Raw genomic sequence first — 20,963 nt, forward strand, 5'->3', positions numbered from 1 at the left:
CGCGTTGGTGGGTGGCGCCGCGTCCTGCGTCGCATTGTGCGGCACGTGCGCAGCCTAGGGCGTACTCCCGGTAACTTTCCCGGCGCGACCCCTACCCATGAGTACGGGGCTGCTCTACTCTCCCGATTGTGCCAGTGATTGCTGGCAGCATCTGAATGGGCGTTGGCATCGGCATCCGAAGGTGGCTGGCATGGGCGGTGGCATGGACGGGCGCGAGCAGGAACGCGAACACGTACGCGTGGCGGTGATCGGGTCCGGGTTCGGCGGGCTGGGAGCCGCGGTGCGGCTGCGGCGCGAGGGGATCACGGACTTCGTCGTCCTGGAGCGCGCCGATTCCGTCGGCGGCACCTGGCGGGACAACAACTACCCCGGGTGCGCCTGCGACGTGCCCTCCCACCTGTACTCCTTCTCCTTCGCTCCCAATCCCGACTGGCCCCGCACGTTCTCCGGGCAGCCCGCGATCAGGGAGTACCTGGAGCACGTGGCCGACACCTTCGGGCTGCGCCGCCACATCCGGCTGAACCACGAAGTCCTGATGATGCGGTGGGACGCGGACGGGATGCGGTGGGAGATAGAGACCTCGGCGGGGGACTTCACCGCCGACGTGGTCGTCTCCGCGACCGGGCCGCTGTCGGACCCGAAGATGCCGGACGTACCCGGACTCGCCGGCTTCCCCGGCAAGGTCTTCCACTCCGCCCGCTGGGACCACGACTACGACCTGCGCGGCAAGCGCGTCGCCATGATCGGTACGGGCGCCTCCGCCATCCAGATCGTGCCCGCCATCGCGCCCGAGGTGGAGCGGCTCACCCTCTTCCAGCGCACCCCGCCGTGGGTGATGCCGCGCACCGACCGGGCGATCACCTCCGTGGAGCGCTGGCTGCACCGCCAGCTCCCCTTCACCCGGGCGGCCCGCCGCGGGCTGCTGTGGGGGATACGGGAGCTCCAGGTCAGCGCCTTCACCAAAAGGCCCAACCAGCTCGGGCTGATCGAGTCCCTCGCCAAGGCGAACATGGCGCGCTCGATCAAGGACCCGGAACTGCGGGCCAAGCTGACGCCCTCGTACCGCATCGGCTGCAAGCGGATCCTGCTGTCGAGCGAGTACTACCCGGCGCTCGCCCGGCCGAACGTGGACCTCGTGGCCTCCGGGCTGAAGGAGATCCGGGGCTCGGTGCTGGTCGCGGCCGACGGGACCGAGACCGAGGCCGACGCGATCGTCTTCGGCACCGGCTTCCACGTCACGGACATGCCGATCGCCGACCGGGTGGTGGGCGTCGACGGAAAGACCCTCGCGGAGGCCTGGAAGGACGGGATGCAGTCCCTGCGCGGGGCCACCGCGGCGGGCTTCCCGAACTGGATGACGATCATCGGTCCGAACACCGGGCTCGGGAACAGCTCGATGATCCTGATGATCGAATCGCAGCTGAACTACATGGCGGACTACATGCGCCAGTTGGGCGTCCTGGGCGGGAAGGTCGCCCTCGCCGCGCGGCCGTCCGCGGTCAACGCGTGGAACCGGCAGGTGCAGACCCGCATGGAGCGGACCGTGTGGAACACCGGCGGCTGCACCAGCTGGTACCTGGACGCGCAGGGGCGCAACACGACGGTGTGGCCGGGCACGACCGGGGAGTTCCGCAAGGAGACCCTGGGCGTGGACCTGAGCGAGTACGAGGTCGTACGCCACCGGGAGCGCCAGGTGGCTGCCGCCGGCGGGGCTGGATCTGCCGTGCAGGAGGGGGCCGCGTGAGCCGGCTGATGCATGTGACCGCCGGGCCGTACGCGCCGCCCGCCGCTCGGCGGGAGCTGGTCGCCACCTCCGCCGACGGCTCGCGCCTGCACGTCGAGGTGCACGGCGAGGACGGAGCCCCGGCCGTCGTGCTCGCACACGGCTGGACCTGTTCCACCGCCTTCTGGGCCGCGCAGATACGGGCCCTGTCCACCGGGCACCGGGTCATCGCCTACGACCAGCGGGGCCACGGCCGCAGCCCCGCGGGCATCGTGTCCGGCTACGGCACCGAAGCCCTCGCCGACGACCTCGTCGCGGTCCTGGAGGCCACCCTCGCCCCCGGCGAGAAGGCCGTCGTCGCGGGCCACTCCATGGGCGGGATGACGGTCATGGCCGCCGCCGCCCGGCCGGAGTTCGCCGAACACGCCGCGGCCGCGCTGCTGTGCAGCACCGGCAGCGGCCGGCTGGTCGAGGAGTCGCAGGTCCTGCCGTGGCGGGCCGGCCGCGCGAGGACCCGTATCACCGGGGCCGTCCTGGGATCCCGGGCCCCGCTGGGGCCCGTCACCCCCGTCGCCCGCAAGGTGCTGAAGTACGCCACCATGGGCCCCGGCTCCGCGCCCGACAAGGTCGAGGCCTGCGCGCGGATCGTCCACGCCTGCCCCACCCCGGTGCGGCACGCCTGGTCCGGGGTGCTGGCCTCCCTGGACCTCGACGCGCAGCTGGCCGCGCTCACCGTGCCCACCGCCGTCATCGGCGGCAAGAGCGACCGGCTGACGCCGATCGTGCACGCCCGGGGGCTGGCGGCCGCGCTGCCGAACTGCGTGGGCCTCACCGAACTGACCGGGGTGGGGCACATGAGCCCGATCGAGGCCCCGGAGGCCGTCACCGCCGCCGTGCGCGAGCTCGCCGAGGTGTACGTCAGCCGGTCCCGCGTGGTCGAGGAACCGGCAGGCGCCGGCGAACCCGCAGACGTCAACGAACCCGCAAAGGAGAAGACCCCGTGAGTGCTCGTAAGAGTCTGGAAGGACAGGTCGCCGTCGTCACGGGGGCCGCGCGCGGGGTCGGCGAGCTGCTCGCCCGCAAACTGTCCGCCCGCGGCGCGAAGGTGGCCCTCGTCGGCCTTGAGCCCGAGGCGCTCAAGGAGGTCTCCGGGCGGCTGCACACCGACAGCGACCACTGGTACGCCGACGTCACCGACCACGAGGCCATGGCCCGGGTCGCGCAGGAGGTCAAGCAGCGCTTCGGCAAGGTGGACATAGTCGTCGCCAATGCCGGCGTCGCCTCCGGCGGGCCCTTCGCCGACTCCGACCCCGACGCCTGGCGCCGGGTCATCGAGGTCAACCTCATCGGAGGCGCCGTCACCGCCCGCGCGTTCCTGCCCGTACTGATGGAGAGCCGCGGCTACTTCCTGCAGATCGCCTCCCTCGCGGCGATCACCCCGGCGCCGATGATGACCGCCTACTGCGCCTCCAAGTCCGGGGTCGAGGCCTTCGCGCACTGCCTGCGCGCCGAGGTCGGCTACAAGGGGGTCAAGGTGGGCGTCGGCTACCTGTCCTGGACCGACACCGACATGGTGCGCGGCGCCGACCAGGACGAGGTCATGCGCGAACTGCGCCAGCGGCTGCCGTGGCCGTCGAACCAGACGTACCCGCTGGGGCCGGCCGTCGACCGGATCGTGGCGGGCATCGAGCGGCGTTCCGCGCACGTCTACGCGCAGTGGTGGCTGCGCGGCATGCAGGGGGTCCGCGGGTACCTGCCCGGGATCATCTCGGCAGTCGGGCAGCGCGAGATGAAGCGGTTCGAGCCGCGACTGGCCAGTGTTTCCAAGGGGCTTGTGGGGGCCGGCGGGGCCGCGGACGAGCAGGAGCGCAGTCAGAGCCGCTGACCGGAATGCGCGGAATGTCCACCTGGGCGAGACTGGTCGGGTTCCCCTTACCGAACACCGCTGCAGGAGTGAGGACACATGGGTATCAAGGACCAGTTCCAGGACAAGGCCAGGGAACTCGCGGAGCGGGCCAAGGCCTCCGGTAAGCAGGACGAGGTGTCCGAGCGCGCCTCGCAGGCCGCCGACCAGGCCAAGGACCGGGCCCGCGACGCCTTCGACGAGAATTTCGACAAGTAGCGGTACCTGGCAACACGTAGCAATACGTAGGGGTGCGACCCGCCGTCCCGGGTCGCACCCCTCTTGCGTGCCCTGCGCTCAGCCCCGCGGCGGCAGCTTCGGCCGGCGCCGGTCCGGTACGTCCGTGTAGCCGGGCGGTACCGCGGCCGGGTCCTGTTCCAGCAGCTCCAGCGCCAGGTGCACGGCGTCGTCGAGCTGTGCGTGCCGCCCCTCCGCCCAGTCGAGCGGGGTGCGCAGGATCGGCAGGTCGGGCTCCACGCCGTGGTTCTCCACGGACCAGCCGTACTCGGGGAACCAGGCCGCGTTCATCGGCACCGTGATCACCGTGCCGTCGCCGAGGGTGTGCCGGCCGGTCATGCCGACCACCCCGCCCCAGGTGCGCTGGCCGACGACCGGGCCGAGCCCCAGCAGCTTGAAGGCGGCCGTGATCATGTCCCCGTCGGAGGAGGTCGCCTCGTCGGCCAGGGCCACGATCGGGCCCCGGGGCGCGTTGGAGGCGTAGGAGACGGGCTGCGCGTTGCGGGTCAGGTCCCAGCCGAGGATCGAGCGGGTCAGCTTCTCCACCACCAGCTCGCTGATGTGCCCGCCGGCGTTGCCGCGTACGTCCACGAGCAGGGCCGGCTTGGACATCTCGGCGCGCAGGTCGCGGTTGAACTGCGCCCAGCCCGAGCCGCCCATGTCGGGGATGTGCAGGTAGCCGCACTTCCCGCCGCTGACCTCCCGGACCACATCGCGGCGTTTGGCCACCCAGTCCTGGTAGCGCAGCGGCCGGTCGTCGATGAGGGGGACGACCGCGACCCGGCGCGCGCGGCCCTGTCCCTCGGCGGGTTCGAAGGTGAGCTCCACCGTGGTGCCGCCGGCCGCCGACAGCAGCGGGTAGGGCCCGGTGACCGGGTCCACCGGCCGGCCGTCCACGTGGGTGAGGACCGCGCCCTCGCGGATGCCGGTGCCCGCGAGCGGGGAGCGGGCCTTGGAGTCGGAGGACTCGCCGGGCAGGATCCGGCCGACGACCCAGGCCCCGTCGCGGGGGAAGAGGTTGGCGCCGAGCAGGCCGATGGCCCGCTGGTAGTGCGGAGGCCCTTCGTTGCGGCGGGCCGGGGACACGTACGCGTGCGAGGTGCCGAGCTCGCCGAGCACCTCGCGCATCAGGTCGGCGAACTCGTCCGGGGAGGCGACCCGTTCGACCAGGAAGCGGTACTGGCGCAGCACCCCGTCCCAGTCGATGCCGCACATCTTCGGCTCCCAGAAGTAGGCGCGGATCAGCCGCCCCGCTTCCTCGTAGGCCTGGCGCCACTCGGCTGCCGGGTCCACCTCGTGCAGGATGCGCCGCAGGTCCAGGTAGACGGTGGAGTCGCTGTCGCCCGACTCGGTCGCCGGGACGGCCCGCAGGTCGCCGTCCTCGTTGACCACGAGCCGGGTGCCGTCGCCGCTGACCGCGAACCAGTCCAGCCCGGAGGCCAGCTCCGTCTTGCGGGCCTTGGTGAGGTCGAAGTACTCCAGCGTCGGCTTGCCGCTGACGTCGGCCGGATTGGCGAAGGTCTCGCCGAGCGCGCCCGAGATCGGCCAGCGCAGCCACACCAGCCCGCCGCCGTGCACCGGGTACAGGGCCGAGTACTTGGAGGCCGACACCGGGAAGGGCGTCACCCGGCTCTCCAGCCCCTCGACCTCCACGGTGACCGCGCCGTCGCCGGACTCCGAGTCCCCCTCGACGGGGTCGAGTCCGCCCGCCGCCGGGCGCCCGTCGGGGGAGAAGGCGAAGGGGGAGGGGGTGGCCGAGGACAGTGGCACCAGGTATGGGCGGCAGCCCAGCGGGAAGGACAGGTCGCCGGTGTGGACGTCGTAGACGGGGTCGAACCCGCGCCAGGACAGGAAGGCGAGGTAGCGCCCGTCCCGGGTGAAGACGGGGTTCTCGTCCTCGAAGCGGCCGTTGGTGACGTCCACGATCGTGGGGGAGCCGGGTCCGGCGATCTTGGCCATCTTGATCTGGCGCAGCGAGCGGCCGATGCCCGGGTGCGACCAGGTCAGCCAGCAGCCGTCGGGGGAGAAGGCGAGGTCGGTGACGGGCCCGTTCTCGGACCGGATCAGCTCGCTGGCCTCCCCGTTGGACTCCTCGGTGGCGTCGATCAGCAGCAGCCGGCCGTCGTTGGAGGCGATCGCGAGCCGCTCCCCGTCCGGATCGGAGAGCAGCTCCAGTACGCGGCCCAGCGCGCCCGAGGCGAGCCGGCGCGGCTCGCGGTCGCCCGAGGCGCGGGGCAGGTAGGCGATCTCGATCGCGTCCTCGCCCTCCGCGTCGGTCACGTACGCCACCTGCCCGCCGCTGCCGAGCATCTCGGGCAGCCGGACCCGTACGCCCGGGGTGTCGGCGATGGTGCGGGCGGGCCCGTCGCGGTGCGTCAGCCAGTACAGGCTGCCGCGCACGACGACGGCGCTGGCCCGCCCGGTGGCGTCGACGGAGAGGGAGTCGACGTGGCTGGCGGCCGGGACCTGGTAGGTGCGGCGGCCGGCGCGGGGGCCGCCGAGGCGGACCTCCAGCTTGCGCGGGGAGGCGCCCTCGGCCAGCGACTCCACGATCCACAGGTCTCCGGCGCACTGGTAGACGATCCGGGAGCCGTCGCTGGAGGCGTGCCGGGCGTAGAACTCCTCGTGGTCGGTGTGCCGGCGCAGGTCGGTGCCGTCGGGCAGGCAGGAGTAGACGTTGCCGATGCCCTCGTGGTCGGAGAGGAAGGCGATCCGGCCGTCCACGAACATCGGCGAGTCGAGGTGGCCCTCGATGCCCTCCAGCAGCCGCTCGCCGTGCAGCCACAGCCGGCCGGTGGCGCCGCCGCGGTAGCGCTTCCACGCGGCGGGCTCGTGCGGGGGCTTGCCGGTCAGCAGCAGGGTGCGCCGCTCGCCCGGCTCCTCCCCGTCGGGCGCCTCGTCGTGGACGGCGATGTCGGAGACGGGCCCCCAGGGGAGCCGGCCGCCGGGGCTGCCGTCGGTGGGGAGGGTGTACGCCCAGGCGAAGTAGGAGAAGGGCTGGCCGTGCGAGGAGACGGCCAGGATGTCGCTGCGGCCGTCCTTGTCGGGCGGGGTCCAGCCGCAGACCCGGGTGTCGGTGGCTCCCCAGTAGCTGAGGCGGCGCGCCGGGCCGCCCGAGACGGGGGCGAGGTGGATCTCGGGGTCGAGGCTGCGCCAGGTGGTGAAGGCGATGTGCTTGCCGTCGGGGGAGAACCGGGGGTGGCCCACCCGGGTCCGGTCGACGGTGATCCGCCAGGCCCGGCCCGCGGGCTCTCCGGGAGGAACCAGGGGCGCCACCCAGAGGTCGTCCTCGGTGGCGAAGCACAGCAGATCGTCGTGGAGATGGGGGAACCGGAGGTACGCCGCGTCGTGACTCACCCCCCAATGCTTTCCGCGCGGAGGGGGGCTGGCAACTCGTACAGGTGATCCATGCGGCTTCCCGCGGGGGATGCGGGAGGCCTCGGGTACGTGACCGACACCACGTCCCTAGCGAAACGGAACGGTTTCGTTTCGCTTGGCGCCGGGGTATGGTCGATCCGTACGAAACGGTTTCGTTCGGTTGGGCAAGGTCGGGAGGAGATGCCGAGATGGTCGAAGAGGTCATGTCGCGTCGCAGCCGGATCACCCCCGAACGGGAAGCCGAACTGCACGGTGCGGTCCTCGACCTCCTCCGCGAGGTCGGCTACGAGGCGCTGACCATGGACGCGGTCGCCGCCCGTACGAAGTCCAGCAAGGCCACCCTCTACCGCCAGTGGGGGAGCAAGCCCGAGCTGGTCGCGAAGGCCCTGCGCTGCACCCAGCCGGTCTCCCTGCGGGAGATCGACACGGGCAGCATCCGCGGGGACTTCGGGGTCATGATCGAGAACTCCGACGATGCCCAGATGGCGAAGGACACCGCGCTGATGCGGGGCCTGACCCACGCGGTGCACGAGAGCCCCGAGCTCCACAAGGCGCTGCGGGACCTGCTGGTCGATCCGGAGATCAACGGTCTGCAGGAGATGCTGCAGAGAGCGGTCGACCGGGGCGAGATCGCCCCGGACTGTCCGGCCCTGGCCTTCGTTCCGCACATGCTCATCGGGGCGTTCATCGCCCTTCCGCTCATCGAGGACCGGTCCGTCGACCGGGCGTTCCTCGGTGACTTCATCGACGCCGTGGTCTTCCCCGCCCTCGGCGTCTGATCCTGCCCGGCTTCACCAGCCCGGCTGCTCACCCGGCAGCCGCCCGCCCGCGCTGTCCCCGCGCTCGATTCCTGCCTGCCCTGACACGCCGCTCTCGTCGTCGGAACGGCATTCCATGCCCTGATCCATCCCACGACCCGAACGGGAGAACCACCGACGTGGCCACCTTCCTCTACCGACTCGGCAGGGGCGCCTTCCGGCGCCGCCGATTCGTCGCCCTCGTCTGGGTGGCGCTGCTGTTCGTCGCCGGCTTCGGCGCGGCATCGGCGTCCGCACCCACCTCAGGCTCGTTCTCCATACCCGGCACGGAGGCCCAGAGGGCCTTCGACCTGCTGGACCAGCGCTTCCCGGGGATGGCCGCCGACGGCGCCACCGCCCGCATCGTGATCAAGGCCCCGGCCGGCGAGAAGGTCGACTCCGAGGCCGTCAAGCCTCAGGTCGAGAAGATCGTCGGCGAGCTGAAGGACGGTCCGGGCAAGGACCAGATCTCCTCGGTCACCAGCCCGTACGAGGCCCAGGCCGTCAGCCAGGACGGTTCCACCGCGTACATCAGCGTCAAGTACAAGGTCAGCGGCATGGAGCTGACGGACGCCACCCGCGAGGCCCTCACGGAGTCCGCCACGGCCGCCAAGGCCGACGGCCTGAACGTCCAGATCGGCGGCGACGCCCTGCAGGCCGCCCCCGAGACGGGCTCCGGCGAGATCATCGGCATCATGATCGCCGCGATCGTCCTCGTCATCACCTTCGGCTCGCTCATCGCCGCGGGCCTGCCGCTGCTGACCGCGCTCATCGGCGTGGGCATCGGCATCTCGTCCATCACCGCGCTCGCCAACGTGCTGGACCTCGGCTCCACCACCTCCACCCTCGCGATGATGATCGGCCTCGCCGTCGGCATCGACTACGCCCTCTTCATCGTCTCCCGCTACCGTGCGGAGCTCGCCGAGGGCCGCGAGCGCGACGAGGCCGCGGGCCGGGCCGTCGGAACCGCCGGTTCCGCCGTCGTCTTCGCCGGACTGACCGTGGTCATCGCCCTCGTGGGCCTGGCCGTCGTCAACATCCCGATGCTCAGCAAGATGGGCTTCGCCGCCGCCGGCACCGTGGTCATCGCCGTCTTCGTCGCCCTGACGCTGGTCCCGGCCATGCTCGGGTTCGCCGGCAAGAAGGTGCTGCCCGCCGGTACCAAGAGCAAGCTGTTCGGCAAGGGCAAGGCTGCCGCCGAAGGCGCGGAGGCCAAGCCCAACGGCGGCACCCGCTGGGCCCGCTTCATCCTGCGCCGCCCCGTCATGGTGCTGCTCGCCGGCGTGATCGGCCTCGGCATCGTCGCCATCCCGGCCAGCAAGCTGGAGATGGGCCTGCCGGACGACGGCGCCCAGCCGGTGTCCACCACCCAGCGCCAGGCGTACGACCTGCTCTCCGAGGGCTTCGGCCCCGGCTTCAACGGCCCGCTGATGGTCGTCGTCGACGGGGACAAGGCGCTCGCCGACGCGACGGTCGAGCGGATCAAGGGCCTGGACGGCGTGGCCGCGGTCATGCCGGCCACCCAGAACGAGGCCAAGGACGCCGCCGTCATCACGGTGGTCCCGAAGGACCGGCCGTCCTCCGTGCAGACCGAGGACCTGGTCCACGAGATCCGCGAGGGCAGCGACAGCGGCAAGGTGTTCGTCACCGGCGCGACCGCGATGAACATCGACTTCTCGCAGAAGATGAACGACGCGCTGCTGCCCTACCTGGCGCTCGTCGTCGGCCTCGCCTTCCTGCTGCTGATGCTCGTCTTCCGCTCGATCCTCGTCCCGCTCAAGGCGGCGCTCGGCTTCCTGCTCTCGGTGGTCGCCGCCCTCGGCGCCGTCGTGGCGGTCTTCCAGTGGGGCTGGCTCGGCTCGCTCTTCGGGGTGGAGCAGACCGGTCCGATCATGTCGATGATGCCGATCTTCATGGTCGGCGTGGTCTTCGGTCTGGCCATGGACTACGAGGTCTTCCTGGTCACCCGCATGCGCGAGGCGTACGTCCACGGGGAGCGGCCGGGCCAGGCCGTCGTCACCGGGTTCCAGTACAGCGCCCGGGTGGTCGTGGCCGCGGCCGTCATCATGATCGCGGTGTTCTCCGGCTTCATGGGCGCCAGCGACCAGATGGTCAAGATGATCGGCTTCGCCCTGGCGATCGCCGTCTTCTTCGACGCCTTCATCGTCCGCATGACCATCGTTCCGGCCGTCCTCGCACTGCTCGGCCACAAGGCCTGGTGGCTGCCGAAGTGGCTCGACCGGATCCTGCCGAACGTGGACGTGGAGGGCGAGAGCCTGCGCAAGCACCTCGGCGACTCCTCGGACGGCGCCGGTCCCGACAAGGACCGCGAGCTGGCGAACGTCTGACCCTCGGGTCGGTGACAGGCACCGGGTAGTACGCAGAACGGCCCCGCACCGGGAGGTGCGGGGCCGTTCTCGTGGGATCGGGCGGGTCCGGCTGGGCCTAACGGGTGGCCGCGGGCGCGGGCGCGTACGTACGGCGCAGGAAGCGGCGCAGGGCGGCGATGTCGAACTGGACCACCGCGACGCCCTCCGGGGAGTGGAACTCGACGACCGCCTGGACGCGCCCGCAGGGCCAGACGCGTACGTCTCCGGTCCCGGTCGGGGCCTGGAGGCCGGCTTCCAGGAGGGCGCGGGGGAAGACCCACTCGTTGTCGGTGCCCTCGGGGGAGAGGTCGGCGGGGAAGACGATCCGTACGGCCAGCGGCTCGTCGGGGACGAAGCGCAGGGCGACCGGGATGGCCCGGTAGAGGGGATCGTCGGTGATCACTCGGGCGCGCACGCGCTCCTCGATGAAAGGGGCCTCGACGAGGGGGGCCGTGGCGGTCGCGGCCCGGGTGGCGGTGGCACCTGCGGATGGATTCTCGGCGGCGGCTGACATCGACAAGACTCCTCGAATCGGAACATTTGCGTCCGTATTGCCCCCAGCCTCGCACATTCCCACGAATCCGCACGGGGCTATTTGTGGCGCCACCGCTCTTGCCAACCATTCGCAAGAAGGCCCTATTCTTGAACGGTTAAAGACTTTGTCAGTTCAACGGACCGCTCGCCGGACCGCAGGAAGCGGAGCAGAACCATGCATGTGCCCGACGGCTTCATCGATGCCCCCGTCTCCCTTGCCGCAGGTGTCGCCGCCGCCGGAGCCGTGGCGGTCAGCCTCCGCGGCGCCCGCCGGGAGCTCGACGAGCGCACCGCGCCGCTCGCCGGACTCGTCGCCGCTTTCATCTTCGCCGTGCAGATGCTCAACTTCCCCGTCGCGGCCGGAACAAGCGGCCACCTGCTGGGAGGCGCGCTCGCCGCGATCCTCGTCGGCCCCTATACGGGTGTGCTGTGCGTGTCCGTGGTCCTGCTCATGCAGGGCCTCCTCTTCGCCGACGGCGGCCTGACAGCCCTCGGCGTCAACATCGTCACCATGGGCGTCGTCACCGTGGTCGTCGCCTACGCCGTCTTCCGCGGGCTGGTCAGGCTGCTGCCCGACAGCCGTCGCTCGATCACCGTCGCCGCCTTCGCCGGAGCCCTGCTCTCGGTGCCCGCCGCGGCCGCCTTCTTCACCCTCCTCTACGCCCTCGGCGGCACCACCGACGTCCCCGTAGCCAAGGTGTTCGGCGCCATGGTCGGCGTCCACGTCCTCATCGGAATCGGCGAGGCAGTCATCACCGCCGCCACCGTCGGCGCCGTGATCGCCGTCCGCCCCGACCTGGTCCACGGAGCCCGCGGCCTGTCCGCCCCGCTGAAGCTGCGCGTCGGCGGCGAACTCGTCGACGCCCCGGCCGCCGCCGCCGTGCCGGTCGCCGCCCGCTCCACCAAGCCCGTGTGGATCACCGGCCTGGTCGCCGCGCTGGCCCTGGCCGGCATCGTCTCCTTCTACGCCTCCTCCAGCCCGGACGGACTGGAGAAGGTCGCCGCCGACAAGGGCATCGACCAGAAGGTCACCGAGCACGCGGCCGCCGACTCCCCGCTCGCCGACTACAGCGTCAAGGACGTCTCCGACGCCCGTCTGTCCGGCGGCCTCGCCGGGGTCATCGGCGTGGGCGCGACCGTCCTCGTAGGGACCGGCGTGTTCTGGACCGTGCGCCGCCGCCGCAGCGCCGACCTGACGGCCGCCTCCACGGCCGTACCGGCCGCCTGACATGGGCGCGGGCCACGCCCACAAGCTCTACCGGCCGGGGCGCTCGCCGGTCCACGACCTGCCGCCGCACTGCAAACTCGCCGCGACCTTCGGTTTCGTGGCCGTCGTCGTGTCCACACCGCGCGAGGCGGTGTGGGCCTTCGGCCTGTACGCCGTCCTCATCGGGGCCGCCACCGCCGTGGCCCGGATCCCGCTCGGCTTCCTGCTGCGCCGCCTCCTGATCGAGGTGCCCTTCGTCGCCTTCGCCGTCCTGATGCCCTTCGTGGCCCAGGGCGAGCGGGTGGAGTTCCTCGGCATGTCGCTCAGCGTCTCCGGCCTCTGGGGCGCCTGGAACGTCCTGGCCAAGGGCACCCTCGGCGTGGCCGCCTCCGTGCTCCTGGCCTCCACCACCGAGCTGCGCGCCCTGCTGCTGGGCCTCCAGCGGCTCAAGCTGCCGCCGCTGCTCGTCCAGATCGCCTCCTTCATGATCCGGTACGGGGACGTCATCAGCGACGAGCTGCGCCGGATGTCCATCGCCCGGCGCTCCCGCGGCTTCGAGGCGCGCGGGATCCGGCACTGGGGTGTCCTCGCGAAGACCGCCGGAGCCCTGTTCATCCGCTCCTACGAGCGCGGTGAGCGGGTCTACCTCGCGATGGTCAGCCGCGGCTACGCCGGCTCGATGCCGGTGATCGACGAGGTGGCGGCCACCCGCACGCAGTGGGCGTACGCGGCCGCCCTCCCGGTGACGGCGCTCGCCGTCTGTCTGATGGGATGGACCCTGTGAACGCAGCCCCGGCCCCGGCCCCGATTCCGCCCTCGCTGGAAGTCTCCGGCCTCGCCTACGCCTACCCCGACGGCCACCAGGCCCTCTTCGGGGTCGACCTCGCCGTCGGGCGCGGGGAGCGGGTGGCGCTGCTCGGTCCCAACGGCGCCGGCAAGACCACCCTGGTGCTGCACCTCAACGGCATCCTGACCGGCGGCGTCGGCACCGTGAGTGTGGCCGGGCTGCCCGTGGCGAAGCGCAACCTCGCCGAGATCCGCCGCCGGGTCGGGATCGTGTTCCAGGACCCCGACGACCAGCTGTTCATGCCGACCGTCCGGGAGGACGTGGCCTTCGGCCCGGCCGCCGCCGGGATGCGCGGCGCCGAGCTGGAGGAGCGGGTGCGCGAGGCGCTGGAGCAGGTCGGCATGGCCGCCTTCGCGGACCGGCCCCCGCACCACCTCTCCTTCGGGCAGCGCCGCCGGGTCGCGGTGGCGACCGTCCTGGCCATGCGGCCCGAGATCCTCGTCCTGGACGAGCCGTCCTCCAACCTGGACCCGGCCTCGCGCCGCGAGCTCGCGGACATCCTGCGCTCGCTCGACGTCACCGTGCTGATGGTGACGCACGACCTGCCCTACGCACTGGAGCTCTGCCCGCGCGCGGTGATCCTCAGCGAGGGGACCATCGTGGCCGACGGCAGGACCCAGGACGTGCTCTGCGACGAGCCGCTGATGCGGGCGCACCGGCTGGAACTGCCCTTCGGTTTCGACCCGCGCTCCGTCGTGATCGGCTGACCCAGGGCCTGTCGGCGGTGGCATAACCGCCGGTCGGAGGTTGTTGCACAGGCCGTGGACATCCAAGGTGTGGTGGCGGAGGGCTTCGAGCCCGTCAGGGACGCGTTCGTACGCAACTTCCAGGTGCTCGGGGACCGGGGCGCGGCGGTGTCCGTGTACCGGGACGGGCGCAAGGTCGTCGACCTCTGGGGCGGGACCAAGGACGCCGAGGGCACCGAACCCTGGGCCGAGGACACCGTGCAGATCGTCCGCTCCGCGACCAAGGGCGTGGCCGCGGCCGTACCGCTGCTGCTCCAGCAGCGCGGCCTGCTGGACCTGGACGCGCCGGTGAGCTCGTACTGGCCGGAGTTCAAGGCGGGCGGCAAGGAGCGGACCCGGGTCCGCGACCTGCTCGCGCACCGCGCGGGCGTCCCTGCCCTGGACCGCGGGCTGACGGTGGCCGAGGCCGCGGACGGGGTGTCCGGAGCGCGTGCGGTCGCCGCCCAGCGGGCCTTCTGGGAGCCCGGCACCGAGCACGGCTACCACGCGCAGACCTTCAGCTGGCTGCTGTCCGAGCTGGTGCTGCGGGCGACCGGCCGTTCGCTGGGGGGCATCCTGGCCGAGGAGATCGCGGAGCCGCTGGGCCTGGACTTCTGGATCGGCCTGCCGGAGTCCGAGGAGCACCGGGTGGGCCGGGTGGCGCCGGTGGATCCGCCGGAGAGCGCGGGCACGCTCAGGACCCGGCCGAAGCGGAACGTTTCCGCGGCCTACGCCGATCCGGACTCCCTCACCCGCCGCGCCTTCGCGGCCATCGACCCGCTGCCCGACGAGAACGACCCCGCCTACCGGGCGGCCGAGCTGCCTGCCTCCGCGGGCATCGGTACCGCCCGCGCCCTGGCCCGCTTCTACGCGGCCACCATCGGCGTGGTGGAGGACGGCGCGCGGATCTTCACCCCGGCCACCACCGCGCTGGCCGGCAAGGAGTTCTCCTCGGGACCCGACCGGGTGCTGCTGGTCAACACGCGCTTCGGCCCCGGCTACATGCTGCACGGCCCCGCGTCCCCGCTGCTGTCCCCGGCCTCCTTCGGACACCCGGGCCGCGGCGGTTCGCTGGCCTTCGCGGACCCGGAGGCGGGCATCGGCTTCGGCTACGTCACCAACGCCCACGCCAAGTCGGTCACCGCCGACCCGCGCGCCCAGGCCCTGGTCCGGGCCGTCCGCTCGGCGCTGTAGGGGCTTTCAGGCAGGGTCGGCGCACGCACGCGGGGGCACGGCGACGACGGTGAGGGCGAGGCCGTCGCGCACCTGCCAGCGGCCGTCGAAGCCGGTCAGCGGGGGGCCGGCCGTCGTGGTGCCCGGGACCAGGAGGGCGGCGGTGAAGGTGCCGTTCGGGCGCAGGGTGAGGTGTGCGTCCTGGAAGCCGAGCCGGCGGCCGGTGAGCGGGGACCAGGCCTTGTAGACGGACTCCTTCGCGCTGAACAGCAGCCTGTCCCAGGGGATTGCGGGGCGGTGGGCGGCGAGCTCGCGCAGCGCGGTGCGTTCGGCGGGGAGGGCGATCAGGTTCAGCGTGCCCTCGCCCCGCAGCGGTTCGGCCGGTTCGGCGTCGATGCCGAGGGAGGCCACCGTCGTGTCCCGGGCGACGGCCGCCGCCCGGTATCCGTCGCAGTGCGTGAGGCTGCCGACCATGCCGCCGGGCCAGCGGGGCGCGCCACCGGCGCCGGGCAGGATCGGTGCGGGCGGCAAGCCGAATCCGGCCAGGGCCGCGCGTGCGCACTGGCGCACCGTGGTGAATTCGTGCCGCCGCTTGGCCACCGCCTTGGCGACCAGGGCCTCCTCCTCGGGGAACAGGAAGGCTTCGGCGCTGTCGTGGAAGGTGTCGACGGCGGTCACCAGCGGGGGGAGCAGCGGGGCCAGTAATCCCGCAGGGGCCGGGCCGCCGGCCGGAAGCAACGTCATGAACGGTCACGGTACCGGGGCCCGGCGAACGGCCCGGAGCCGCGCTGGATGCCGTACAGGCCGGACCTGGCAACGGGCCGGCGCGCGCCGATCCGCGCCTCCCCGCAGGCCGGGTACATCACCGGCCAGGTGGTCCGGATCGACGGGGGCGCGGCGCTGTGAGTGCGTCCTCGGAGACCTGGTTCCGCAGGTACGCGCGGACGGGCGGTGGCGGTGCGGCAGGAAGCCGGGGCGGGCGAGGGCCCGGTCCGGGTCCTGCTCTCGGGGCGCAACGCCCCGCACCGTACGGCTTCCTCGCGTCGTATACGGCCCGGCGGGGAAGGGCCTCCCGGTCAGCCCGCGTTCAGGACGGCCGCCACGATCGGGCCCGCCGCGTCGCCGCCGTGGCCACCGCCCTCGACCATCGCCGCGGCCGCCACGTCGCCACTGAAACCGGTGAACCAACTGTCCGGGTTCTGCGCCCCGTCGACCTCCGCCGAGCCGGTCTTCGCGCCCTTGTCGGAGCCGTGGACCGCGGACATCGCACCCTGGGCGGTGCCCGAGGTGGCCGTCAGCTTCATCATCCGTACCAGCTGCGCCGCCACCGAGGGCTTCATCTTCCGGCCGGCCTGCGCGATCTCGCGGCCGTCCAGCGAGGCCTTGACCACCACCGGCTGACGGAAGACCCCGGTCCGTGCGGTCGCGGTGACCGAGGCCATCGTGAGCGGGTTCATCTGGATCTGGCCCTGGCCGATGTACGCGGCGGCCGCCGCCGGGCCGGTCGCGTCCGGGACCTTGCCGTCGACGGTGGGCACGCCGACCTTCCACTCGACGCCGGCGCCGATGCCGAAGACCTCACGGGCCTCCTTGGGGAGCGCGTCGTCGTCGTCCACCGGCTTGATCTGCTTGATGAAGGCGGTGTTGCAGGACTGGGCGAAGCTCGTCGCGAAGGTCTCGCCGTCGAGCTTGAAGCCCTTCAGGTTCTTGAAGGTCTTGCCTCCCCACTGCACCTCCGCCGGGCACTCGGCGACCTTGTCCGCCGCCACCAGGCCCCGGTCCAGCAGCATCGCGCCGGTCACGATCTTCATCGTGGAGCCGGGCGCGCGGGCTCCGCTGAGGGAGGCGGGGAAGCCGTCCCCGCGGTGGTCGGCGACGGCCAGGATGTTCCCGGTGCTCGGCTGGACGGCGACCACCGAGGCCTGCGGGAACTTCAGGACCGCCTGCTCGGCCGCCGCCTGGACGTCCGCGTCCAGGACGGTCTCGATCTCCCCGGGCTTTCCCTCGACCAGCGTCAGCAGGGTCCGCCGGGGGGCCTCCTGGGCGACCGGCTCGATCCACAGCTCGGCGCCGCTCGTACCGCCCTGCCGCTCCCCGTACGTCTTGCGCAGGCTGTCGAGGACCGGGCGCAGCGACGGGTACTTCTCCGCCGTCAGCTCCCTGCCCTTGCGGTCGACGGCCTTGACCGGAGGGTTGGCGGGCGCGCCGCCGCGCAGCTTCTCGCCCTTCTGGAGCTGCGGGTGGAGCACCGAGGGCTGCCAGTCGACGAGCGGCAGCCCCGTGGTGTTGCCGCGGACCACGGTCAGCTTGGACTCGTAGGCGAGGGGCTTGGTGACCCCCTCGTAGGTGACCTCCGCCGCGACGGAGTACGCCACCGTGGTCCCGGTCTGCACGCCGGGGGTGATCGCGACCTTGGACACGTAGGCCTTGGTCGTGAACTCGCCGAGGGCGCCCTGCGCCTCCGCCGGGTTGTTCGTCAGATCGGCCCCCGCCCGGGCGTCCCCGGCCGCCCACGCGGTGAAGAAGGCCTGGGCGGTCGCCGCGGCATCCTTGTCGCTGACCGGCCCGCTGCCCTTGGCGGGCACCGCCGGGCCGGTCGCGCTCGTGCTCTTCGCGTCGCCGTCACCGGCGTCCCCCACCAGCGCGTACACCCCGTACACGGCCCCGCCCAGCATCGCCAGGAAGGCCCCGCCGACGACGGCCCCCTTTGCAGCCCCGTTCATGCCCTCTCCCCGTTCCCGTGTGTCCGACCCCCGGCCCTCGAATGCTGAACGCGTTCAAGTGGCCCGTGAGGTAGACCCTACGTCGAACAGACAAACGACTCAGGGCTTTGGTTGCCCTTGGGGTCGGTCGGCCGACAGCGGAGTCCAAGCTTGTGTCGGTACTTCGCCATGAAAGCCAAGCGGGCGTGGAGGACGAAAGCTCAGTGCCGACCGCGCGAATGTTCTGATACTCGGTCATAAACCAGCCGAAGTACGCTGATCGGCATGCAGCTCGGGTACTCCTTCCGGATGTACCCGAACGGTCCTCAGCGCTCGGCGCTGGCCAGGGCGTTCGGGTGCTCTCGGGTGGTCTATAACGATGCACTTCGCGCTCGTGAGGCCGCCCGCACGGCGGACCTGCCGTTCGTGACGTCGGCGGAGTTGTCGAAACAGGTCACGGCCGCGAAGACGACCGAGGAACGGGCCTGGCTCAGCGAGGTCTCGGCCGTCGTGCTCCAGCAGTCCCTCCGGGACCTGGACGCCGCGTACCGGAACTTCTTCGACAGCCTCAAGGGGAAACGCCCGCGTATGGGTGCGCCCCGGTTCAAGAGCCGCAAGGACAACCGGCAGGCCGTCCGGTTCACCGCGAACGCCCGGTGGAAGATCACGACCGGTGGTGACCTGTCGTTGCCGAAGATCGGCGATGTGCGGGTGAAGTGGTCCCGCGCATTGCCGTCCACCCCGTCCACGGTGACCGTGATCAAGGACGCGGCCGGACGGTACTTCTGCTCGTTCGTGATCGAGACCGGCGCGGACGAGACGCTGACCGAGGTCGGCGGTCAGGTCGGCATCGACCTGGGTCTGACGCACTTCGCGATCCTCTCGGACGGTACGAAGATCGAATCTCCGCGCTTTCTGCGCCGCGCGGAGAAGAAGCTGAAGCGGGAACAGCGTCGCCTGTCCCGCAAGGTCAAAGGATCGAACAACCGGACCAAGGCCCGTATCAAGGTCGCCCGCGCTCATGCGCAGGTGGCCGACGCGCGGCGCGAGTTCCATCACCAGCTCTCCACGAAGCTGATCCGCGAAAACCAAGCGGTCGCAGTGGAAGACCTGGCAGTCAAGGGACTCGCCCGCACGCGCATGGCCAAGTCCGTACACGACGCCGGATGGTCGGCGTTCGTGACGATGCTGGAGTACAAGGCCGCCCGGTACGGGCGCACCCTCATCCGGATCGGCCGGTTGGAGCCGACCTCGCAGGTGTGCTCGCAGTGCGGCGTCAAGGACGGCCCCAAGCCCCTCAGCGTCCGCATCTGGCAGTGCCAAGCGTGCAGCGCGTGGCTGGACCGGGACATCAACGCGGCGGTCAACGTCGCCAAGGCTGCCGGACTGGCAGTGTCAGCCTGTCGAGCGCGGGTAAGACCGGGACTTGTCCCGGCACAGCGCGAAGAAGCAGGAACTCACCGAGACGGTCAGCTGGCCGTGGTAGGAATCCCCTCCCCTTAGGGAGGGGATCGGAAGTCAAACCCAGGTGTCCAGCCACATCCGGTTCTGCCAGGAGTCCATCGGGATGGACTGGCCCGTGTAGATGGGCCAGAAATAGATGAAGTTCCACACGATCAGGAGCACCAGGACGCCCGCCGCCACCGACCCCAGGGCGCGGCGGCGTTCCGAGGAGCCCGCCGGGCCCAGGAGGGCGCCGATCATCATGGCCACCGCCAGGCACAGGTACGGGACGAAGACCACGGCGTAGAAGAAGAAGATGGTCCGCTCCTGGTAGTTGAACCAGGGCAGCAGGCCCGCGCCCAGCGCGCACGCGATCGCGCCCGCCCGCCAGTCGCGGCGGAAGAGCCACCGCCACAGCACGTACAGCAGCGCGAAGCAGCCCGTCCACCACAGCAGCGGCGTGCCGAGCGCCAGCACCTCGCGCGCGCACTTGGCCGTCTCCGTGGCCGGGCAGCCGTCGGTGCCGGGCGCGGGGGACTCGTAGAAGTAGGAGACGGGACGGCCCAGGACCAGCCAGCTCCACGGGTTCGACTCGTAGGTGTGGCCCGAGGTCAGGCCCACGTGGAACTTGTAGACCTCCGTCTCGTAGTGCCACAGGCTCCGCAGCCACTCCGGGACGAAGGACCACGAGCTGTGCTGGTCGTTCTTGGCGGCCCAGTCGCGGAAGTAGCCGCCCTTGCCGTTGTCGGGGGAGAGGATCCAGCCGAGCCACGAGAGCAGGTAGACGGAGATCGCCACGGGGACGGTGGAGAGGAAGCCGGGCAGTGCGTCGCGGCGCAGCATCGCCGCGTACGGAGCCCCCGCGCCCGCCGTGCGGCGCGCGGCCACGTCCCACAGGACCATCAGCACGCCGAAGAAGGCCAGCACGATCAGGCCGTTCCACTTCGTGCCGAAGGCCAGGCCCAGGCAGACCCCGGCCAGGAGCCGGTACGGGCGCCAGCCCAGCTTCAGCGTCTCCGCGATCCGGGCGTCCGGCCGGGTCCGCCCCTCCTCGTCCACCGGGAGCGCCGCCGCGAGCCGGGCCCGCACCTTGTCCCGGTCGATCACCAGCGATCCGAAGGCCGCGAGCACGAAGAACATCAGCACCAGGTCGAGCAGGGCGGTCCGGCTCATCACCAGGTGCAGGCCGTCCACGGCCAGCAGGAGGCCGGCCAGGCAGCCCAGGAAGGTGGAGCGGAACAGCCGCCGGCCGATGCGGCACAGCATCAGCACGGACAGGGTGCCGAGCAGCGCGGTCATGAACCGCCAGCCGAACGGGTCGAAGCCGAACATCCACTCGCCCAGCCCGATCACCCATTTGCCGACCGGCGGGTGCACGACGTAGCCCGGGTCCAGCGGGAGGGGGACCCCGTCGGGGTTGGCGAGGATCGACTTGTCGATGTCCTTGGGCCAGCTCGCCTCGTAGCCCTGCTTGACCGTGGCCCAGGCGTCCTTGGCGTAGTACGTCTCGTCGAATATCACCGCCTTCGGGGTGCCCAGGTGGACGAACCGCAGCACCCCGGCGACCACCGCCACCAGCAGCGGCCCGGCCCACGCCAGCACCCGCTCCCAGCGCTCCGCCGCGGCAGGCCCGATCCCGATCTGCGCCCACAGCTGCGCGGACGGCCGCGCGTACGGGGGCACCAGGCGGGTGCGCACGTCCGACTGCCGCTTCGCCCCGGCGGGCGGCACGTAGCCGAAGCCGCGCAGGCGGCGCAGCCAGGCGGACGGCTGGTCGGCGGGGTCCGGGCCGGGCCCGGCCTCGGTGGCGGGCGGGGCCCCCGCAGGGCTGGGCGGCGGCGTCGCGGTACTGGTCACCGGCACATCGTAGGGAACGAGCCTGTGCCAAACCCAGGGGGACGGGAGCGTCGGGGTGTACCGGTGGG

The 20,963-nt window shown here is 71.8% G+C and carries 16 protein-coding genes; 11 read left to right on the plus strand and 5 right to left on the minus strand.

The window, feature by feature from the left end; translation table 11 throughout:
- Positions 1 to 202: 202 nt before the first annotated feature.
- The 4 genes from OG898_RS15920 to OG898_RS15935 all read left to right on the plus strand — a co-directional run bounded on the left by OG898_RS15920 (position 203) and on the right by OG898_RS15935 (position 3,845).
- On the plus strand, positions 203 to 1,744 hold the full coding sequence (locus OG898_RS15920; RefSeq protein ID WP_266960266.1) for an NAD(P)/FAD-dependent oxidoreductase: 1,542 nt from the start codon (positions 203 to 205) through the stop codon (positions 1,742 to 1,744).
- Positions 1,741 to 2,727 (plus strand): alpha/beta fold hydrolase, encoded by a 987-nt coding sequence (locus OG898_RS15925; protein ID WP_250737522.1) that lies wholly within the window; start codon positions 1,741 to 1,743, stop codon positions 2,725 to 2,727. The genes OG898_RS15920 and OG898_RS15925 overlap by 4 nt, the downstream gene beginning before the upstream one ends.
- On the plus strand, positions 2,724 to 3,608 hold the full coding sequence (locus tag OG898_RS15930) for an SDR family oxidoreductase (RefSeq protein ID WP_250737520.1): 885 nt from the start codon (positions 2,724 to 2,726) through the stop codon (positions 3,606 to 3,608). Before OG898_RS15925 ends, OG898_RS15930 begins: the two co-directional genes overlap by 4 nt.
- 78 nt (positions 3,609 to 3,686) lie before the next feature.
- Positions 3,687 to 3,845, plus strand: a complete 159-nt coding sequence (locus tag OG898_RS15935; RefSeq protein WP_250737518.1) for a hypothetical protein — start codon at positions 3,687 to 3,689, stop codon at positions 3,843 to 3,845.
- Positions 3,846 to 3,923: 78 nt separating this feature from the next.
- Here the strand turns inward: OG898_RS15935 and OG898_RS15940 are convergent, their stop codons facing one another.
- On the minus strand, positions 3,924 to 7,220 hold the full coding sequence (locus OG898_RS15940) for a S41 family peptidase (protein WP_250737514.1): 3,297 nt from the start codon (positions 7,218 to 7,220) through the stop codon (positions 3,924 to 3,926).
- A gap of 209 nt (positions 7,221 to 7,429) precedes the next feature.
- Between OG898_RS15940 and OG898_RS15945 the strand changes: the two genes are divergently transcribed.
- Positions 7,430 to 8,020, plus strand: a complete 591-nt coding sequence (locus OG898_RS15945; RefSeq protein WP_266957557.1) for a TetR/AcrR family transcriptional regulator — start codon at positions 7,430 to 7,432, stop codon at positions 8,018 to 8,020.
- Between the two features lie 158 nt (positions 8,021 to 8,178).
- A complete protein-coding gene (locus OG898_RS15950; RefSeq protein WP_250737510.1) occupies positions 8,179 to 10,386 on the plus strand; it encodes an MMPL family transporter in 2,208 nt (735 codons plus the stop codon).
- A 97-nt stretch (positions 10,387 to 10,483) separates the two neighbouring features.
- Here the strand turns inward: OG898_RS15950 and OG898_RS15955 are convergent, their stop codons facing one another.
- Entirely contained in the window at positions 10,484 to 10,921 is a 438-nt protein-coding gene (locus tag OG898_RS15955; protein WP_250737508.1) for an SsgA family sporulation/cell division regulator, read from the minus strand.
- Positions 10,922 to 11,116: 195 nt separating this feature from the next.
- Here OG898_RS15955 and OG898_RS15960 point away from each other — a divergent pair, with 195 nt between their 5' ends.
- From OG898_RS15960 to OG898_RS15975, 4 genes are read left to right on the plus strand one after another with little or no spacing between them, the layout of a single operon-like run.
- Positions 11,117 to 12,169 (plus strand): energy-coupling factor ABC transporter permease, encoded by a 1,053-nt coding sequence (locus tag OG898_RS15960; RefSeq protein WP_250737506.1) that lies wholly within the window; start codon positions 11,117 to 11,119, stop codon positions 12,167 to 12,169.
- Between the two features lies 1 nt (position 12,170).
- A complete protein-coding gene (cbiQ, locus tag OG898_RS15965) occupies positions 12,171 to 12,932 on the plus strand; it encodes a cobalt ECF transporter T component CbiQ (protein ID WP_250737504.1) in 762 nt (253 codons plus the stop codon).
- Positions 12,920 to 13,702: an energy-coupling factor ABC transporter ATP-binding protein gene (locus tag OG898_RS15970; protein WP_266957560.1), complete on the plus strand. Its 783-nt coding sequence runs from the start codon at positions 12,920 to 12,922 to the stop codon at positions 13,700 to 13,702. Before cbiQ ends, OG898_RS15970 begins: the two co-directional genes overlap by 13 nt.
- A 54-nt stretch (positions 13,703 to 13,756) precedes the next feature.
- Positions 13,757 to 14,914: a serine hydrolase domain-containing protein gene (locus OG898_RS15975; protein ID WP_266957562.1), complete on the plus strand. Its 1,158-nt coding sequence runs from the start codon at positions 13,757 to 13,759 to the stop codon at positions 14,912 to 14,914.
- Positions 14,915 to 14,920: 6 nt separating this feature from the next.
- On the opposite strand, the gene OG898_RS15980 is transcribed toward OG898_RS15975, so the two are convergent.
- Together OG898_RS15980 and OG898_RS15985 are read right to left on the minus strand one after the other, a co-directional pair.
- Complete coding sequence (locus OG898_RS15980; RefSeq protein WP_250737497.1) at positions 14,921 to 15,637, minus strand: 4'-phosphopantetheinyl transferase; 717 nt, start codon at positions 15,635 to 15,637, stop codon at positions 14,921 to 14,923.
- Positions 15,638 to 15,969: 332 nt separating this feature from the next.
- Positions 15,970 to 17,616 (minus strand): penicillin-binding transpeptidase domain-containing protein, encoded by a 1,647-nt coding sequence (locus OG898_RS15985; protein WP_266957565.1) that lies wholly within the window; start codon positions 17,614 to 17,616, stop codon positions 15,970 to 15,972.
- Positions 17,617 to 17,880: 264 nt separating this feature from the next.
- On the opposite strand from OG898_RS15985, the gene OG898_RS15990 reads away from it, so the two are divergent.
- Positions 17,881 to 19,098, plus strand: coding sequence for an RNA-guided endonuclease TnpB family protein (locus OG898_RS15990; RefSeq protein WP_266957567.1), 1,218 nt, complete (start codon positions 17,881 to 17,883; stop codon positions 19,096 to 19,098).
- Between the two features lie 15 nt (positions 19,099 to 19,113).
- Here the strand turns inward: OG898_RS15990 and OG898_RS15995 are convergent, their stop codons facing one another.
- Positions 19,114 to 20,796 (minus strand): dolichyl-phosphate-mannose--protein mannosyltransferase, encoded by a 1,683-nt coding sequence (locus OG898_RS15995; RefSeq protein ID WP_266960268.1) that lies wholly within the window; start codon positions 20,794 to 20,796, stop codon positions 19,114 to 19,116.
- Positions 20,797 to 20,963 lie beyond the last annotated feature (167 nt).

It is taken from the genome of Streptomyces sp. NBC_00193, assembly GCF_026342735.1.
GTDB lineage: Bacteria > Actinomycetota > Actinomycetes > Streptomycetales > Streptomycetaceae > Streptomyces > Streptomyces stoeckheimensis.

What these genes read in the sequence shown, in the direction of transcription:
- cbiQ (WP_250737504.1), top strand. Translation starts at nt 12,171, where the DNA reads ATGGGCGCGGGCCACGCCCACAAGCTCTACCGGCCGGGGCGCTCGCCG.
- OG898_RS15920 (WP_266960266.1), top strand. Translation starts at nt 203, where the DNA reads ATGGACGGGCGCGAGCAGGAACGCGAACACGTACGCGTGGCGGTGATC.
- OG898_RS15945 (WP_266957557.1), top strand. Translation starts at nt 7,430, where the DNA reads ATGGTCGAAGAGGTCATGTCGCGTCGCAGCCGGATCACCCCCGAACGG.
- OG898_RS15980 (WP_250737497.1), bottom strand. Translation starts at nt 15,637, where the DNA reads ATGACGTTGCTTCCGGCCGGCGGCCCGGCCCCTGCGGGATTACTGGCC.
- OG898_RS15985 (WP_266957565.1), bottom strand. Translation starts at nt 17,616, where the DNA reads ATGAACGGGGCTGCAAAGGGGGCCGTCGTCGGCGGGGCCTTCCTGGCG.
- OG898_RS15935 (WP_250737518.1), top strand. Translation starts at nt 3,687, where the DNA reads ATGGGTATCAAGGACCAGTTCCAGGACAAGGCCAGGGAACTCGCGGAG.
- OG898_RS15990 (WP_266957567.1), top strand. Translation starts at nt 17,881, where the DNA reads ATGCAGCTCGGGTACTCCTTCCGGATGTACCCGAACGGTCCTCAGCGC.
- OG898_RS15955 (WP_250737508.1), bottom strand. Translation starts at nt 10,921, where the DNA reads ATGTCAGCCGCCGCCGAGAATCCATCCGCAGGTGCCACCGCCACCCGG.
- OG898_RS15960 (WP_250737506.1), top strand. Translation starts at nt 11,117, where the DNA reads ATGCATGTGCCCGACGGCTTCATCGATGCCCCCGTCTCCCTTGCCGCA.
- OG898_RS15970 (WP_266957560.1), top strand. Translation starts at nt 12,920, where the DNA reads ATGGACCCTGTGAACGCAGCCCCGGCCCCGGCCCCGATTCCGCCCTCG.